The organism is Massilia niabensis, from assembly GCF_042655085.1.
In the GTDB taxonomy this organism is placed as follows: domain Bacteria; phylum Pseudomonadota; class Gammaproteobacteria; order Burkholderiales; family Burkholderiaceae_D; genus Telluria; species Telluria niabensis.
The window spans coordinates 582,202-596,861 of sequence record NZ_JBHSMU010000009.1 but is presented as its reverse complement, the minus strand read 5'-3'; the positions used below and the strand labels follow the sequence as shown (position 1 = coordinate 596,861).

The following is a 14,660-nucleotide window of genomic DNA, read 5'->3' as shown; positions in this document are numbered from 1 at the left end:
AACATTTAAGGTTCACTCATCCGAGTGTTCAGCAAAAAAAATTCTCAATGCTCTTTGGATTCCGATTCATCTTCTAAGGATACAAATAAATGAAAACATCTTTGATGGCAGCTGCCCTTCTCGGCGCATTTGCCGGCGCCGCCCATGCACAGACCGCCGTTCAGATCTACGGCACCGTGGACGCAGGCATCCAGAAGCAAACCGGCCAGACCCTGAGCATCGGCAAGCGCGCGGCCAATACCCTGGGCTTCAAAGGTACCGAAGACCTGGGCAATGGCCTGAAGGCCCTGTTCCACCTCGAAATCCGCTACGAGCCGGACACCGGCACGCTCGAGCGCACCAACCGTCCGCTGTTCCAGGGCCAGAGCCGCGTCGGCCTGCAGGGTGATTTCGGTATGGTCCGCATCGGCCGCGGCCTGACCCCGTACTGGGAAACCATCGGCGCCTTCGATCCATGGCACGCCGTGCCGAACCAGGGCGGCTTCTACACCGACCTGACCGTCGCCGGCTACAACGCGCAGCCGCTCGATCCTTCCGGCACCGGCAACAACCGTTGGGCCAACGCCTTCTGGTACAACAGCCCGGTCGTCAGCGGCTTCCAGCTGAACGCGGCAATCGCCACCAAAGAAGGCAACGGCGGCTCGGTCATCGGCCGCGGCACCGCGGCAGCGCCACAGTACCCGGCCGGCGCCGAAGCGACGTCCAACCCGTTCTCGGTCTCGGCGACCTACAACAACGGTCCTGCTGCCCTGATGCTGGGTTACGAGCGCAACGCGGTCGAAACCAAGGTCATGTCGGTCGGCGCCTCGTTCATGGTCACCCCTGACCTGAAGCTGATGGGTACCGCTACCCGCCAGGACCAGGAAAATACCGTCTTCGTGAACCCGAAGACCAAGGCATGGGTGCTGGGCGCCAACTACGCGCTGGGCCCTGGCAAGGTGCTCGCCGGCTACGGCCAGAAAGACCCGGACGGCCAGGTCAAGACCAAGCAGATGTCGCTGGGCTACGAGTACAGCCTGTCGAAGCGCACCTACCTGTACGTCGACGCATCGCGCAAGAAAGCGCAAAACAGCGTCAACTACTACGACCTGGGCGTGAACCACTCGTTCTAAGCTGATGCGGGCGCGAGCCCGCTAGAAAAGAGTGAAAAAGAGTGAAAAGAAGGGGCAGGCACCGTCGCCGGTGCCTGCCCCTTTCGACGCCCGAATGTTGTTTTCATGCAACGAAAGGCGTAGCGGCAGCGCCCGCTGTGTATACAGTGCTCTGCGCCACTGGCATATTTGCAATACGGAACACCCATCCGAAGACTAACAATAGTGGAGATGCAATGAACAAATGTTTGATCGCCGGCCTGATCGGCGCCTGCTTCGCAATCCCGGCTGCGGCCGAGACCAGTGTCCAGATCTACGGCATCGCCGACGCCGGCGTCCTGTGGCAAAAGGGCGGCCCGACCAAGATCGTCAGCGGCGGCGCCGACGGTTCGCGCATCGGTTTCAAGGGCACCGAAGACATCGGCAACGGCTTCAAGGCGATCTTCAACCTGGAAGCCCGTGTCGAACTCGACACCGGCACCCAGCAGCCAACCCTGATCAACGACAACCGCGGCCTGTACCTCGAGCGCGGCCTGAATGCACTGAATGTGTTCAGCCCGGCAATCGCTCCAGGCCTGCGCGCAGCGCTGTACACCCCGGGCGCCCCGGCCGTGAACCAGGAGCGCGCGCTGTTTGACCGTACCGCAATGGTCGGCCTGATCACCCCTGGCGGCGCCGTGCTGTTCGGCCGCATGTACACCCCTGGCTACGAAGTGTTTGCCGCCGCCGATGCGTTCGAATCGGGCATGGTCGGCACCTGGGGCCACGTCACCGGCGGCACCGCCGGCTTTACCGCACTGGGCGCGGACATCCGCTCGCAGGAATCGGTCCAGTACCGCATCGCCCATCCATCGGGCTTCGGCGGCTCGCTGATGTACGGCAAGCAAGGTTCGGGCTACCTCGGCCGTTATAGCAAGTTCCAGGGCGGCGCGGTGACCTACAAGGCCAACGGCTTCGACCTCGGCATCGGCTACAACCAGGGCTTCGACCAGCGCGGCTTCCACAGCCTGCGTACCCGTACCGTCGGCGGTTCGTACACCCTGAACCAGTTCAAGTTCTTCGCCGGCTACCACGACCAGCGCAACCAGAACTCGGCCCTGATCACCGATTACCTGCTTGCATGGGATGCGCGCATTGCGCCGGCGCTGGCCGGCGCGCCGGTGAACTTCCGTACCGCTGCCCGCGCTACGTTCGAAGGCATCATGCGCAACAACACGCTGCAGGATGCGAACAGCTACCAAGTGGGCGTGCACTACAAGCTCGGCAGCGGCCGCATCATGGCTTCGGCTTCGCACCAGAACGACCTGACCGTGTCCGACAGCAATGCCGACATGTACGCACTGGCCTACGACCACTTCCTGTCGAAGCGCACCGACGTGTACATCGCCGGTTCGATCATCAAGAACGACCGCGAAGCCCAGTACTCGCCAGGCGTCGCAGGTGCACCGGGCGGCTTCACCCGCGCGCCGGGCGAAGACGGCCGCGCAGTCCAGATCGGCGTGCGTCACCGCTTCTAAGCCGTACCAGGCAAGACAGCAACAAGGGCGCCCGCGGGCGCCCTTTTTCTATCCGCCGCGCCCCTCCTCTCGGGTAGAATTGCGCACACCCAATTCCTTGCAAGCCACTCCAATGACCGTCACCCTCGACTCCGCCACCGTTGCACAATTCCTGGCGGACAATCCGCAGTTTTTCCAAGAGCATGCCGGCCTGCTGGGCGAGGTCAAGCTGTCGAGCCCGCTGACGGGGAAAACGGTGTCCTTGCAGGAGCGCCAGATGGAAGTCATGCGCGCCAAGTACAACGCGCTCGAACTGCGCCTGGCCGACCTGATGCGGGTGGCCGCCCAGAACACCGCCCTCCTGCAGCGCTTCCACGCCTGGCACCTGGCCTTACTCAGGTCCAGCGGCAGCGCCGCGATGGCGGCGGATTTGGTCGATGCGCTGGTCGCCGGCCTGGTAGAGCATTTCGGCGTGCCGCAGGCCGCGCTGCGCCTGTGGAACCTGGCACCGGAACATGCGGACGCCCCGTTTGCCGCCGGGGTGAGTGAAGATGCGCGCCTGTTCGCGTCCAGCCTGCGCGCGCCCTACTGCGGCCCAAACAAGGATTTCGAGGCCGTGCGCTGGCTCAACGACGCCGACAGCGTGCGCTCGACCGTGCTGCTGCCCTTGATCAGCGATGGCAAGACCTTTGGCCTGCTCGTGCTCGGCTCGCCCGACAACGATCGTTTCAGCCCGGCGATGGCCACCGACTTCCTGGTCCAACTCGGCCAGAGCGCCAGCGCTGCGCTGGCCCATCTGCGCGCTTGAGATGAGCGCCGCGCGCGAGGACTGGGCCGGGCGCTACCTGCGCGAACTGGCCACCCAGCGCCAATTATCAAGCCACACGGTCGCGGCCTACCGGCGCGACCTGCTTGAACTCGCCGCCCTTGCGGGCCACGACGACTGGCCGGCGCTGCTGCATGCCGACATGCGCCGCTTCGCCGCCCGCCTGCACGCCGGCGGCCAGGAACCGCGCACGATCGCGCGCAAACTGTCCGGCTGGCGCGGTTTCTATGCCTGGCTGTCGCGCCAGGTTCCGCTGGCGGCCAACCCGGTCGAGGGCGTGCGCGCCCCGCGCCGCCCAAAAACGCTGCCCAAGGCACTCGCCGTGGACGCCGCCGTCCAGCTGCTGGAGGCGAACCGCCAGGGCCATCCGGAACCTGCCGAACTGTGCAACCGTGCGATGTTCGAACTGCTGTATTCGAGCGGACTGCGGGTGTCCGAGCTGGCCGGGCTCGACCTGGCCTACACGAGCACGGAGGGTGCGGCCTCGCTCGGCTGGTTCGATGCGGCTGCCGGCGAAGTCGTGGTGACCGGCAAGGGCGGCAAGATGCGCCGGGTACCGGTCGGCGGCCCGGCACGCGAGGCGCTCGACGCCTGGCTGGCGGTGCGCCCGCCAGCGGGCGACGGCAGCGCCGCCCTGTTCCTGTCGACCCGCGGCACGCGCATCACGCCGCGCGTGGTGCAGCAACGCCTGAAGCAGCACGCGATCCGGAGCGGCTCCCCGACCCACGTGCATCCGCACGTGCTGCGCCACTCGTTTGCCTCGCACCTGCTGCAATCCTCGGGCGACCTGCGCGCCGTGCAGGAACTGCTGGGCCATGCCAGCATCACGTCGACCCAGGTGTACACGGCACTCGACTTCCAGCACTTGGCCGCCGTATATGACCGAGCTCATCCGCGAGCGAAAGCGAAGTAAGCAAACGCTCGCCTGAGCTGGCGCAAAGGCCGGTACGGTTGATGGTGGCAGATTGCAAATTACGGCATAATCTTCCGATTCTCCTTGCCCAACTAGGCCGAACCGAACCTATGTCTTCTCCTGCACTGCCTCCCGCATCGACACCGATCGCAACGACCATCCTGACCGGCTTCCTCGGCGCCGGCAAGACCACCCTCCTCAACCGCATCCTGCGCGAGGAGCATGGCCTGCGCATCGCCGTCATCGAAAACGAGTTCGGCGAGGAAAACATCGACAATGAAATCCTGGTCCGGGACAGCAGCGAGCAGATCGTCGAGATGAACAATGGCTGCATCTGCTGCACCGTGCGCGGCGACCTGATCGTGGCCTTGACGAACCTGGCGCAGAAGCGCGCGGCCGGCGAGATCGCTTTCGACCGCGTCGTCATCGAAACGACGGGCCTGGCCAACCCCGGCCCCGTGGCCCAGACTTTCTTCGTCGACGAAGAAGTCGGCGCCCACTACATGCTCGATGCCGTGGTGACGGTGGTGGACGCACGCCATGCCATGGACCAGCTCGACCGCCACGAAGAAGCCCAGCGCCAGGTCGGTTTTGCCGACAAGATCCTGCTCTCGAAACTGGACCTTGCCGACGCTGCGGAAATTGAAGAGCTCAAAACGCGCCTGAAGCGCATCAACCCGCGCGCGCCAATCTCCACTTCCGACTTCGGCCGTGCCCCGATCGCCGAGGTGCTCGACCTGCGCGGCTTCAACCTGAACGACAAGCTCGAACTCGACCCCGACTTCCTGCGCGCCGACGAGCACGATCATGATCACGACGCCGCCTGCGAGGAGCACGGCCACGTCCACAGCGAGGCCTGCGGTCACGGCCATGACCACCACCATGCGCACCACAGCGACGACATCGCGGCCTTTGTCTTCAAGAGCGAACGCGCATTCGATCCGGAGCGCCTCGACCAGTTCCTCGGCAGCATGGTGCAGGTCTTCGGACCGAGCATGCTGCGCTACAAGGGCGTGCTGTCGATGCAGGGTGCCGACCGCAAGGTCGTGTTCCAGGGCGTGCATCAAATCATGGGCAGCGACCTCGGCGCAAAGTGGGAGACCGGCGAAGCCCGCGGCAGCAAAATGGTTTTTATTGGTAAAAATTTACCGAAAGACGTATTTATCCGCGGATTGGAACAATGTTTGGTATAAACTATCCCGGTTTAGCAGCACGGGTTGCTTCCACAGCGAAGGAACGCGAGAAACCGGATGGACCGCTGCCGTAGCCGGGCAGCGAAGACGGCAGGCACGCACGGGCCGTCATGGCAGCAGCAAGGGCGCGCACCCTTGAGCAAGGGGTGCTACGGCTGAGCTAGCTGATAAAATGAAAACCTCTGTCGTATCGAAGGTAAGTGAAGTCATGACTAAAACAACGAAACCGAATGCCGCCACGGCCGAAACCCGACTCTTGACGGAAGAAGAAATTCGGGCGATGGGCGAAGAGGACTACATGAACCCGGCCCAGCTCGCGTTCTTCAAGGACCGCCTGCAGCAGCTCGAGAAGGAACTGCTGAAAAACGCCGGCGAAACCACGGAACACCTGCGCGAGACCGTCCTCGTTCCCGACCCGGCCGACCGCGCCACCATCGAGGAAGAACACGCCCTCGAACTGCGCACCCGCGACCGCGAGCGCAAGCTCCTGAAAAAGGTGCAGCAATCGCTGGCCTCGATCGAAGGCGGCGACTATGGCTGGTGCGAAGAAACCGGCGAACCGATCGGCATCCCGCGCCTGATCGCACGCCCGACCGCCACGCTGTCGCTCGAAGCCCAGCAGCGCCGCGAACTGAAGCAAAAGCTGTACGGCGACTGAGCCTGTCAGGCCGCGCCCTTGGGCCGAGCCCTCGGGCTCCGCCCTCAAAAAAGCATGCGCCCGCCGCATGCTTTTCGCATTTTTGCACCTGTCTTTATGCCCGCACCGCAGCCGTGCGTGCCCTCATAAACTTTCCCATCGGATACACTAGCGTTCGCCGCACAGGCTTTGCGCGGGCGCACGTGTGCGCGGGACGGCCCGGGCGCGTCCATGCTAACGTCGTGGATGAGCGCTGCAAGCCGCGGTAACAAACGGGAACGACGTGGGCTTCTTCTCCTTTTTAAAGAAACAGAACGAGGCGCAGGCCGCCAGGCCGGCGGCGCGCCCGCGCCCTGAAGAAACGTCGCCCCCCGGCTCTCCACAATTTACCGAAACCGAGCGCGAACGCCAGCGTGAAATCGCCCGCGCCACCGCCGCCAAGATCGACGCCATCGAACTGGAAATGACGACGGACATGTTCGCCGACACCGAGGCCGCCTGGGGCAGCGCGCGCCGCGCCCCGGCAGCCGCGGCGGCGGTCGTCGAGGCCGCGGCCGAGAGCGAACTCGCCACCCTGGCCGATCTGCCCGACGCCGCCGCCGCCCCGGCCAGCGCGCCGGTGGTCGAGGAAAGCGCCATTCTCTACGCGAATGGCCAGGCGGTTCTTGCCGAACAGATGCTGCTGGATAGTTTGCCCGTGCTCGGCCGCAGCGAGCGCCAGCCCTGGTGGATGCTGTTCGACCTGTACCAGGCGCAGGGCCGCGAAGCCGACTTCGAGAGCATCGCGATCGACTACGCCAGCCATTTCGAAACCTCGCCGCCCGCTTATACCGAGCGGCTGCCGCAGGACATGCAGGCCAAACCGTTTGCCGGCGTCGTCCCGAGCGCTCGCTTCCCCGGCATGCTGGACGCCGATGCGGCGCTGCGCCTGCAGGGCTTGCTGGCGGCCGGCGGCGCACCAGTACGACTCGATTTCACCGGCATCGCTGGCGTCACCGCTGAGGGCTGCGCGTCGCTCCTGTCCACCTTGCAGGGCCTGCACATGGCGCAGCGCGAGGTCGTGCTGGCCGGGGCCGACGGGCTCATCGCCGTGCTGCGTCCGATGCTGGCTATTGGCGAGCGCACGGGTGGCGAGGCACCCTGGCTGCTGCTGCTTGAACTGCTGCAACGGTTAGGGCGCGAAAAAGACTTCGAAGAAACGGCAATGGATTATTGCGTGACCTTCGAGGTGTCGCCGCCGTCATTCGAAGCGGGCGCCCCAGCCCGCGCCGACGCTGGCGTGCCGGCTGCGCGAGTGCCCGGTGCGGCGACTGAACAGCGTTTCCTGTTGCCGCTCATCGTCGACGGCGACGTCAAGCCGCTGTTGGCGGCGCTCGACGCCTATGCCGGAGCCGATCCGTTCCAGCCTGTTGTGCTCGACTGCGTTCATCTCGCGCGCATCGGCTTCGGCGCGGCAAGCGCCCTGCAGGGAAACCTGTGCCGGCTGGCGGCAAGCGGGCGCCAAGTCGAGCTGCGCGAGCTGAACCACCTGGTGGCGGCGCTCCTGCGCCTCCTGAACTACACGGATTGCGCGCGCCTGTATGCCCATAAGTACTGAGCGGCGGTAGCGGAGCGCCTGGGCTAAGCTCATCCTGTCTTGCAATTTTGTGCAACACCCCCACTTGCGGAGGGCTAGTTAATCATGAGGCAGATATGGAACAATTTCACGGCACCACCATTGTGAGTGTGCGTCGCGGCGCCCAGGTCGCGTTGGGCGGCGATGGCCAGGTTACCCTGGGTAACGTCGTCATGAAGGGCTCCGCGCGCAAGGTGCGCAAGCTCTACCAGGGCAAAGTCCTGTGCGGCTTTGCCGGCGCCACCGCCGACGCCTTTACCCTGCTCGACCGTTTCGAGGCGAAACTGGAAAAGCACCAGGGCAACCTGCTGCGCTCCTCGGTCGAACTGGCCAAGGACTGGCGCACCGACCGCATGCTGAGCAAGCTCGAAGCGATGCTGCTGGTGGCCGACAAGGAAGTTACCCTGATCATCACCGGCAACGGCGACGTGCTCGAGCCCGAGGACGGCATCGGCGCCATCGGCTCCGGCGGCATCTACGCCCAGTCCGCGGCAAAAGCTTTACAGGAAAATACCGACCTGTCCCCCGCCGAAGTGGTCAAGAAGGCGCTGACCATCGCGGGTGAACTCTGCATTTACACGAACCTGTCCCACATCATCGAAACACTGGAATGACTGGCGCCACCACCATGAACATGACCCCACTGGAAATCGTCTCGGAACTGGACAAGCACGTCGTCGGCCAGGGCAAGGCCAAGCGCGCCGTCGCCATCGCCCTGCGCAACCGCTGGCGCCGCCAGCAGGTGGCCGAGCCGCTGCGCCACGAGATCACCCCGAAAAACATCCTGATGATCGGCCCGACCGGCGTCGGCAAGACCGAGATCGCGCGCCGCCTGGCGCGCCTGGCGGATGCGCCCTTCATCAAGATCGAAGCGACCAAGTTCACCGAAGTGGGCTATGTCGGGCGCGACGTCGACACCATCATCCGCGACCTGATCGACATCGGCATCAAGCAGACCCGCGCCAGCGAAATGAAGAAGGTGCGCCAGCGCGCGGAAGACGCCGCTGAAGACCGCGTCATCGACATCCTGGTGCCGCCGGCACGCGACTTCGGCTTCAACGTCAGCGCCGCCGCGGAAGCCAAGGAAGGCGACAGCACGCGCCAGACCTTCCGCAAGCGCCTGCGCGAGGGCTTGCTGGACGAGCGCGAAGTCGAGATCGAAGTGGCCGATGCGGCGCCGCAAATGGAAATCATGGCGCCGCCGGGCATGGAAGAAATGACCGAGCAGATCAAGTCGATGTTCGCCGGCGTCGGCGCCACGCGCAAGAAGCCGCGCAAGATGAAGATCAAGGACGCGATGAAGGTGCTGGTCGATGAAGAAGCCGCGCGCCTCATCAACGAAGACGAGATGAAGCAGAAGGCGATCCACAACGTCGAGAACAACGGCATCGTGTTTTTGGATGAGATCGACAAGATCGCCTCGCGCTCCGAACACGGCAGCGCCGACGTTTCGCGCGCCGGCGTGCAGCGCGACCTGCTGCCGCTGGTGGAGGGCACGACGGTCAACACCAAGTACGGCATGATCAAGACCGATCACATCCTGTTCATCGCCTCGGGCGCCTTCCACCTGGCGAAACCGTCGGACCTGATTCCCGAGCTGCAGGGGCGTTTTCCGATCCGCGTCGAACTCGAGTCGCTCTCAATCGACGATTTCAAGCGCATCCTGACCAGCACCGACGCCTGCCTGACCACGCAGTACGAGGCGCTGCTGGGTACCGAAGGCGTGCAGATCTCGTTCTCCGAGGACGGCATCCACCGCCTGGCCGAGATCGCGTTCTCGGTCAACGAACGCACGGAGAACATCGGCGCGCGCCGCCTGTACACGGTGATGGAAAAGCTGCTCGAGGAAATTTCGTTCCACGCCAGCGACACGCAGGAAAAACAGGCTCTGATCGACGCGGCTTATGTCAACGAACGGCTCGACGTGCTCTCGGCCAACGAGGACCTGTCGCGCTACGTGCTGTAAGGAGAGAGGAAGATGGCGAACAAAGCACTCGCTACGCGGCAAAAAATGATGCTGCGTGCTTTACCAGCCCAGCAAGTGGGCAAGCCGCGCAATCCGGTCGCGGCCCTGGCCAAGGCCCGCTCGGCGGGCGCGCATGCCAAGCCGCTGTCGACCGAGCGCCAGGCCGCCAAGCAGCAGTTGAAGAAGGCGCCGCTGGTTCCCGAAGACGATTGAAAGCCGGGGCATGCTCCCCATCAGGAGGAGCATGCCCCGCTTTTGCGCTTTTTACGATCGAAGGCGCTTACGGCTGCCCTTACGGCTGGCCCTTGCTTTCACACTTCGCGCTGTAGTACGCCTTCTGGCCCTGGGCGCGGACAGTCCGCGCCAGCTCCACCGCTTCGGTTGCGGCCTTCTTGACGGAATCAAACGCATCTGCGGTATCCTTCAGGCGCGCGAGGGCCTGCTCCGCCTCCTCCGTGCCCGACAGCGCCAGGCCGAAGGTCGCGGACACGGCCAGTTCGGCCGCCACTACCTCGAGGCTGGAGGCGTCGACACCCGCTACCGCCGCCTCGGCCGCCGCGACGGCGGTCCTGGGGATGGCCAGGGTTTTCGCCCGCTCCACATCGCTTGCGATCCGGGTGACGAAATCGAGGGCGGCGCGGCTTCCGGACTTGTTGATCAGGTCGCCGAGATGGATCAGGGCGGCATTCTTCGCATTGAACACGGGCCGGCTGGCGCGCGCACTTTCCACGAAGTCGATCAGCGGCTGCACGGCGACCTCGCTGCCGATGAAGCCGAGCGTAGTGACGATCTCCGGCAGGAATTCCTCGTGCTTTTCGGGTTCTTTCACCAGCCATTCCACGAGCAGCCTGGCGTCTTCCTCGGTGTATTGCGACGCCGCCCCGTAGGGAATGCCCTGAATCCAGTGTTGGGAGACGAACTCGCGGACATCCTTCGGCGGCTCGATGGCGACGCCCAGGGAACAGGACGCAGGCATCACGGTGCGGGTGACGGCGACCGGGCCATTCAGGAAACGCTCCGCTTCGGCCGCGTTAACCACGTTGTGGTCCGGGGCGATGCTCGGATACATGACGGCGCGCGGGTCATCGGTGCGGTGGCCGAGGTTGGCGTTGTGGCCATACTCGTGCACCCAGAGGATCCCTTCCTGGTTGGGCGTGAAGCGCATGGCCGCCAGGTTGACCGTCGGGCTGCCGACCGGGGCACAGCCGATGATCGACCCGCCCGGTCCGCCGCACCAGCGAATCGCCTGGACGATCTTGACCCCGGTGCCGGCATTGAGCAGCGCCGTCAGGTCGGCCTCGGTCTGGATGGCTGCGGGGATCGCCGCCGGCAGCACCTGGACCGCCCCATTGCGCACGAACTGGACCGGGGTTGCGACGTCCGCGGGAGATTCATCGCTCTGCAGGATAGTCCCCATGTCGCGCAGGATCCGATCCGCATCGGCCTCGGTCAAGGCAACGGTACTGTGGCGTTGCACGGTGACCTGCACCGTCCTGGCCCCCACGCCGCCCGGGTTCATCACCAGGTAATCGGCGTAGAGCGAAATATCAGCTTCCCACTCGATGTTCACCCGGATGTCGACGCCGCCGGCACGCGGCGCCACGTTGTGCACGGTGTAGCGGGCCGTGCCGATGAACTTGCCGGCGTCCGCCCCGCCCGGGGCCCCCTCGCCGATCGACACGAACACTTGCGAGCGGGGGTTGATGTCTCCCCAGTTGAGCCGGAGAACCCAGTCGCCACGGCGCAGGCCCCAGTCGTGCCGGTAGGTGACGCCGGTTCCGCTCAGCTCGGGCTGCGGCGAGGCCGCAGCGAACAGCGGCCGCACCGCTGCCTGCTGGACCTCCTGCATGGCCTCCTGACTCGACCCGGCCGTGGGAATCACTTCAGGCGTTTGAATCTGATTATTTGACATGCCCATCTCCTTTTGCACGCTGTATGCCAACGGGTAACCCGGCCCGCGAAGCGAGGGACCGGGCCAGTTCACCAGTACCGAACCCCATGAATCTAATGGAAGTTTTTTACGGCTGAGCTCGTTTTAGTCAAGCTGGCATGCGAGGGGAAATTGCACGATGCCGGGGTGCACCAGGGCCTGCGGACGGCAGGCGCCGGGCTGGCCGAGAGGCATCTTGCCGTTTTGACCATTCGCCTGTACATTGGTCGCCGCCCATTACCCATTGCCTTATTGCCTAGTAACAGGAAACCCATGAGCTCTCCCGAGCTGATCGTCGACGTGCTGCGCGCCGAATTGCGTGCGGCAAACCTCACCTATAAAACACTGGCCGAACGCATCGACATGAGCGAGTCGAGCGTCAAGCGCCTGTTCGGCCAGAAGGACATGCCCCTGTCGCGCCTGGCGCAGATCTGCCAGGCTGCCGGCATTGCCTTCGAGGACGTGCTGCGCCGCGCCGCCGATGCCCGGCCCCAGCTCGACGCCCTCACCCTGCTCCAGGAAACCTCGCTCGTCGCCAAGCCGCGCCTGCTGCTGGTGGCCATCTGCTGCCTCGGTTACTGGAGCATGGAGCAGATCGTCGAGACCTATCGGCTGACCGACGCCGAATGCATCGGCGCACTGCTCGAGCTCGACCGGCTGGGACTGATCGAACTGCGGCCGCTGAACCGCTATACGCTGCGTGTCTCGAACGCCTTCCAGTGGCTGCCGGACGGCCCGGTGCAGCATTATTTTCGGGAGCAGATCGTGCCGGACTATTTTGCGGGGCGTTTCGACGGGGCCGGCGAAACCTTGATGTGCCTACCGGCGCGGCTGTCGCCGGCCAGCAGCGCCGAGCTGGCGCAGAAGATTCATCAACTCGCGGCGGAGCTGACGCGTTTGCACCGGCATGACCGCCGCTTGCCGGCGGACCAGCGCGAGGGCATGACCCTGCTGGTGGGATTCCGGTCGTGGGAGTTTGCGGCGTTTACGGCGCTGCGGCGCTAGCCCGGGGTGGGCAGAGCCTTTACTGTCGCAGTTACTGGGATACCGGCTGGCCGCTGACGGGGCTGCCGATCGAGCGGGTCGGCGGCGGCATTTGCGGCGGGCTCGGCGCTGGCGTTGGCGGCGCTGGTGGCGGCGTGATGTCCGGCGGCGGGCCTTCCTGCGGCGGCTCCTGGCCCTGCGGGACCACGGGATTGACTTCACCCGGCGGCGGCGGGGCCTGGACCGCGCCCGGCGAGGTTTGCGGTTCGACGGTCGGCATCGCGCCTGGGGCGACCGGTTGCGCCATCTGCGGCGCGCCCATCGGCGCACCCGAGAGCGCGATCGCGGGCCGGCTGTCCGCCACCAGGTCGACCCGCTTCATGACCCCGCCTTCGGACAGCATGATGTATTTCGGATGCACTTCGCTGACGCTCACGCCGGGCGCCAGTTCGCGCCCGACCTTCAGGGCCTTGGGCGGCTGGCCGTCGGCCACCAGGATCGCCACGCTGTCGCGGCCGGCCGAGACGATACCGGTCAGCTGGTAATTGCTGACGACATTCGTCACCGGTTGTCCGCCGAACAGGGTCGCGGCGGCGTCGGGCGACGGCTCGGGCAGCGCGGCCGTTTGCACGGTCGTGATCGGCCGCTGCTGTGGCTTGTACAGCTGCATGCCCCAATAGGTGGCCGAGACCGCCAGGAAGATCAGGGCAAGCAGGGTGAATAGGAGAGGCAGACGCTTCATTGGTTTCCTTGTTAGCGCACCAGCTGGTTGATTTCAATAATCGGCATCAGGACCGCCAGCACGATCAGGAGCACCACCAGGCCCATCGCCAGGATCAGCACCGGCTCGAGCAGGCCGGCGATGGTCAGCGTGCGCCGTTCCAGGTCGGCCTGCTGCGAGTTGGCGGCGCGCTCGAGCATGGAGGGCAGCTCGCCCGTGATTTCGCCGGCGCGGATCATGTGCACCAGCATGGGCGGGAAGAGCTTTTGCGCCGACAGCGCCCGCGCCAGGCTGACGCCCTCGCGCACGCTGCCGGTGGCCTGTTCGACCAGTTCGCGCATGGCGACGTTCGACAGGGTGTCGCGGCTGGTGTCGAGCGCGCGCAGGATCGGCACGCCGGAGCCGGTGGTAATGGCGAGCGTGCTGGCAAAGCGCGCCGTGTTCAGGCTGCGCTCGAACTTGCCGTACACCGGGGCGGTGAGCAGCCAGGTATGCCAGCGCCGTTTCAATACCGGGTTTTGTAAGGCACGGCGCCAGCCGAACCAGGCCAAGATTAATGCGATGCCCATGATGATGCCGTAGTCGCGCATGAAATTCGACACGCCCAGCATCATGACCGTGAGCAGGGGCAGCTTTTGCTTGGTGTTGGCGAACACCGACACGATCTGCGGCACCACATAGGTCAGCAGGAAAATCACGATCGCGAAGGCGACCACGGTGACGATCGCCGGATAGGTGAACGCCAGGCGCACCTTTTGAACCAGCGCATTGCGGCGCTCGATATAGTCCGCCAGGCGCGACAGCACGCGCGCGATCTGGCCGATCTGCTCGCCCGACGACACGAGGCCGCGGTAGATCTGGTCGAAGTCGCGCGGGTGGTGCGAGAGCGCATCCGAGAACGAAATGCCGCCCATCACCTCGGAACGGATCGACGCGATCAGGTCGCGCACATAGGGCCGTTCGGCCTGTTCCAGCAGCGCCGTAAACGCCTGTTCGAGCGGCAGGCCGGCTTCGAGCAGGCTGGCCAGCTGGCGGGTGAACAGCGCCAGCTCGACCTGGGACAGGCGCTCGCCGAAGCCGCGTGAACGCGTGGCGCCGCTGGCGTCGACCTGGGCGGAAATCGCCTCGACGTTCAGGGGCGTCAGGCCCTGGACCCGTAAATCGGCGCGCGCGGCGCGCGGGCTGTCGGCATTGACCACGCCCTTGCGGGTAGCCCCGCCGACGTCCACTGCTTCGTAACGGAATGCCGGCACTTAGTGAATCCTCATTCTGTGAATCCTCACGAGTT

Annotated in this window: 14 protein-coding genes; 11 read left to right on the top strand and 3 right to left on the bottom strand. The window is 65.1% G+C overall.

The window, feature by feature from the left end; all coding sequences use genetic code 11:
• The first annotated feature begins 89 nt into the window (after nucleotides 1-89).
• From ACFPN5_RS10845 to ACFPN5_RS10800, 10 genes are all read left to right on the top strand, one after another.
• Entirely contained in the window at nucleotides 90-1,112 is a 1,023-nt protein-coding gene (locus tag ACFPN5_RS10845) for a porin (protein WP_379783022.1), read from the top strand.
• Nucleotides 1,113-1,327: 215 nt separating this feature from the next.
• A complete protein-coding gene (locus tag ACFPN5_RS10840; protein ID WP_379783020.1) occupies nucleotides 1,328-2,608 on the top strand; it encodes a porin in 1,281 nt (426 codons plus the stop codon).
• 112 nt (nucleotides 2,609-2,720) lie between these two features.
• On the top strand, nucleotides 2,721-3,395 hold the full coding sequence (locus ACFPN5_RS10835; protein ID WP_379783018.1) for a DUF484 family protein: 675 nt from the start codon (nucleotides 2,721-2,723) through the stop codon (nucleotides 3,393-3,395).
• 1 nt (nucleotide 3,396) lies between these two features.
• Nucleotides 3,397-4,326: a tyrosine recombinase XerC gene (locus tag ACFPN5_RS10830; RefSeq protein ID WP_379783016.1), complete on the top strand. Its 930-nt coding sequence runs from the start codon at nucleotides 3,397-3,399 to the stop codon at nucleotides 4,324-4,326.
• A gap of 110 nt (nucleotides 4,327-4,436) precedes the next feature.
• Complete coding sequence (locus ACFPN5_RS10825; protein WP_379783014.1) at nucleotides 4,437-5,519, top strand: CobW family GTP-binding protein; 1,083 nt, start codon at nucleotides 4,437-4,439, stop codon at nucleotides 5,517-5,519.
• 208 nt (nucleotides 5,520-5,727) lie between these two features.
• Complete coding sequence (gene dksA / locus ACFPN5_RS10820) at nucleotides 5,728-6,177, top strand: RNA polymerase-binding protein DksA (RefSeq protein WP_379783012.1); 450 nt, start codon at nucleotides 5,728-5,730, stop codon at nucleotides 6,175-6,177.
• Nucleotides 6,178-6,439: 262 nt separating this feature from the next.
• A complete protein-coding gene (locus tag ACFPN5_RS10815) occupies nucleotides 6,440-7,753 on the top strand; it encodes a hypothetical protein (RefSeq protein ID WP_379783010.1) in 1,314 nt (437 codons plus the stop codon).
• A 95-nt stretch (nucleotides 7,754-7,848) separates the two neighbouring features.
• Nucleotides 7,849-8,385: an ATP-dependent protease subunit HslV gene (gene hslV / locus ACFPN5_RS10810; protein WP_379783008.1), complete on the top strand. Its 537-nt coding sequence runs from the start codon at nucleotides 7,849-7,851 to the stop codon at nucleotides 8,383-8,385.
• A gap of 14 nt (nucleotides 8,386-8,399) precedes the next feature.
• Nucleotides 8,400-9,737, top strand: coding sequence for an ATP-dependent protease ATPase subunit HslU (hslU, locus tag ACFPN5_RS10805; RefSeq protein ID WP_379783006.1), 1,338 nt, complete (start codon nucleotides 8,400-8,402; stop codon nucleotides 9,735-9,737).
• Nucleotides 9,738-9,749: 12 nt separating this feature from the next.
• Entirely contained in the window at nucleotides 9,750-9,950 is a 201-nt protein-coding gene (locus ACFPN5_RS10800) for a hypothetical protein (protein ID WP_379783004.1), read from the top strand.
• Between the two features lie 79 nt (nucleotides 9,951-10,029).
• Here ACFPN5_RS10800 and ACFPN5_RS10795 read toward each other — a convergent pair whose 3' ends face one another.
• Complete coding sequence (locus ACFPN5_RS10795; RefSeq protein ID WP_379783002.1) at nucleotides 10,030-11,649, bottom strand: hypothetical protein; 1,620 nt, start codon at nucleotides 11,647-11,649, stop codon at nucleotides 10,030-10,032.
• 291 nt (nucleotides 11,650-11,940) lie between these two features.
• Here ACFPN5_RS10795 and ACFPN5_RS10790 point away from each other — a divergent pair, with 291 nt between their 5' ends.
• Nucleotides 11,941-12,672, top strand: coding sequence for a helix-turn-helix domain-containing protein (locus ACFPN5_RS10790; protein ID WP_379783000.1), 732 nt, complete (start codon nucleotides 11,941-11,943; stop codon nucleotides 12,670-12,672).
• 31 nt (nucleotides 12,673-12,703) lie between these two features.
• Here the strand turns inward: ACFPN5_RS10790 and ACFPN5_RS10785 are convergent, their stop codons facing one another.
• Both ACFPN5_RS10785 and gspF read right to left on the bottom strand, forming a co-directional pair.
• Nucleotides 12,704-13,393, bottom strand: coding sequence for a type II secretion system protein N (locus ACFPN5_RS10785; RefSeq protein ID WP_379782998.1), 690 nt, complete (start codon nucleotides 13,391-13,393; stop codon nucleotides 12,704-12,706).
• An 11-nt stretch (nucleotides 13,394-13,404) separates the two neighbouring features.
• Nucleotides 13,405-14,625 carry a type II secretion system inner membrane protein GspF gene (gene gspF / locus ACFPN5_RS10780; protein WP_379782996.1) on the bottom strand — a complete coding sequence of 407 codons (1,221 nt, stop codon included), beginning with the start codon at nucleotides 14,623-14,625 and terminating at the stop codon, nucleotides 13,405-13,407.
• Nucleotides 14,626-14,660: the final 35 nt, after the last annotated feature.

Excerpts from the sequence above, each read along its gene's own strand:
- ACFPN5_RS10845 (WP_379783022.1), top strand. The coding sequence starts at position 90 with ATGAAAACATCTTTGATGGCAGCTGCCCTTCTCGGCGCATTTGCCGGC.
- ACFPN5_RS10840 (WP_379783020.1), top strand. The coding sequence starts at position 1,328 with ATGAACAAATGTTTGATCGCCGGCCTGATCGGCGCCTGCTTCGCAATC.
- ACFPN5_RS10835 (WP_379783018.1), top strand. The coding sequence starts at position 2,721 with ATGACCGTCACCCTCGACTCCGCCACCGTTGCACAATTCCTGGCGGAC.
- ACFPN5_RS10830 (WP_379783016.1), top strand. The coding sequence starts at position 3,397 with ATGAGCGCCGCGCGCGAGGACTGGGCCGGGCGCTACCTGCGCGAACTG.
- ACFPN5_RS10825 (WP_379783014.1), top strand. The coding sequence starts at position 4,437 with ATGTCTTCTCCTGCACTGCCTCCCGCATCGACACCGATCGCAACGACC.
- dksA (WP_379783012.1), top strand. The coding sequence starts at position 5,728 with ATGACTAAAACAACGAAACCGAATGCCGCCACGGCCGAAACCCGACTC.
- hslV (WP_379783008.1), top strand. The coding sequence starts at position 7,849 with ATGGAACAATTTCACGGCACCACCATTGTGAGTGTGCGTCGCGGCGCC.
- hslU (WP_379783006.1), top strand. The coding sequence starts at position 8,400 with ATGAACATGACCCCACTGGAAATCGTCTCGGAACTGGACAAGCACGTC.
- ACFPN5_RS10800 (WP_379783004.1), top strand. The coding sequence starts at position 9,750 with ATGGCGAACAAAGCACTCGCTACGCGGCAAAAAATGATGCTGCGTGCT.
- ACFPN5_RS10795 (WP_379783002.1), bottom strand. The coding sequence starts at position 11,649 with ATGTCAAATAATCAGATTCAAACGCCTGAAGTGATTCCCACGGCCGGG.
- ACFPN5_RS10790 (WP_379783000.1), top strand. The coding sequence starts at position 11,941 with ATGAGCTCTCCCGAGCTGATCGTCGACGTGCTGCGCGCCGAATTGCGT.
- ACFPN5_RS10785 (WP_379782998.1), bottom strand. The coding sequence starts at position 13,393 with ATGAAGCGTCTGCCTCTCCTATTCACCCTGCTTGCCCTGATCTTCCTG.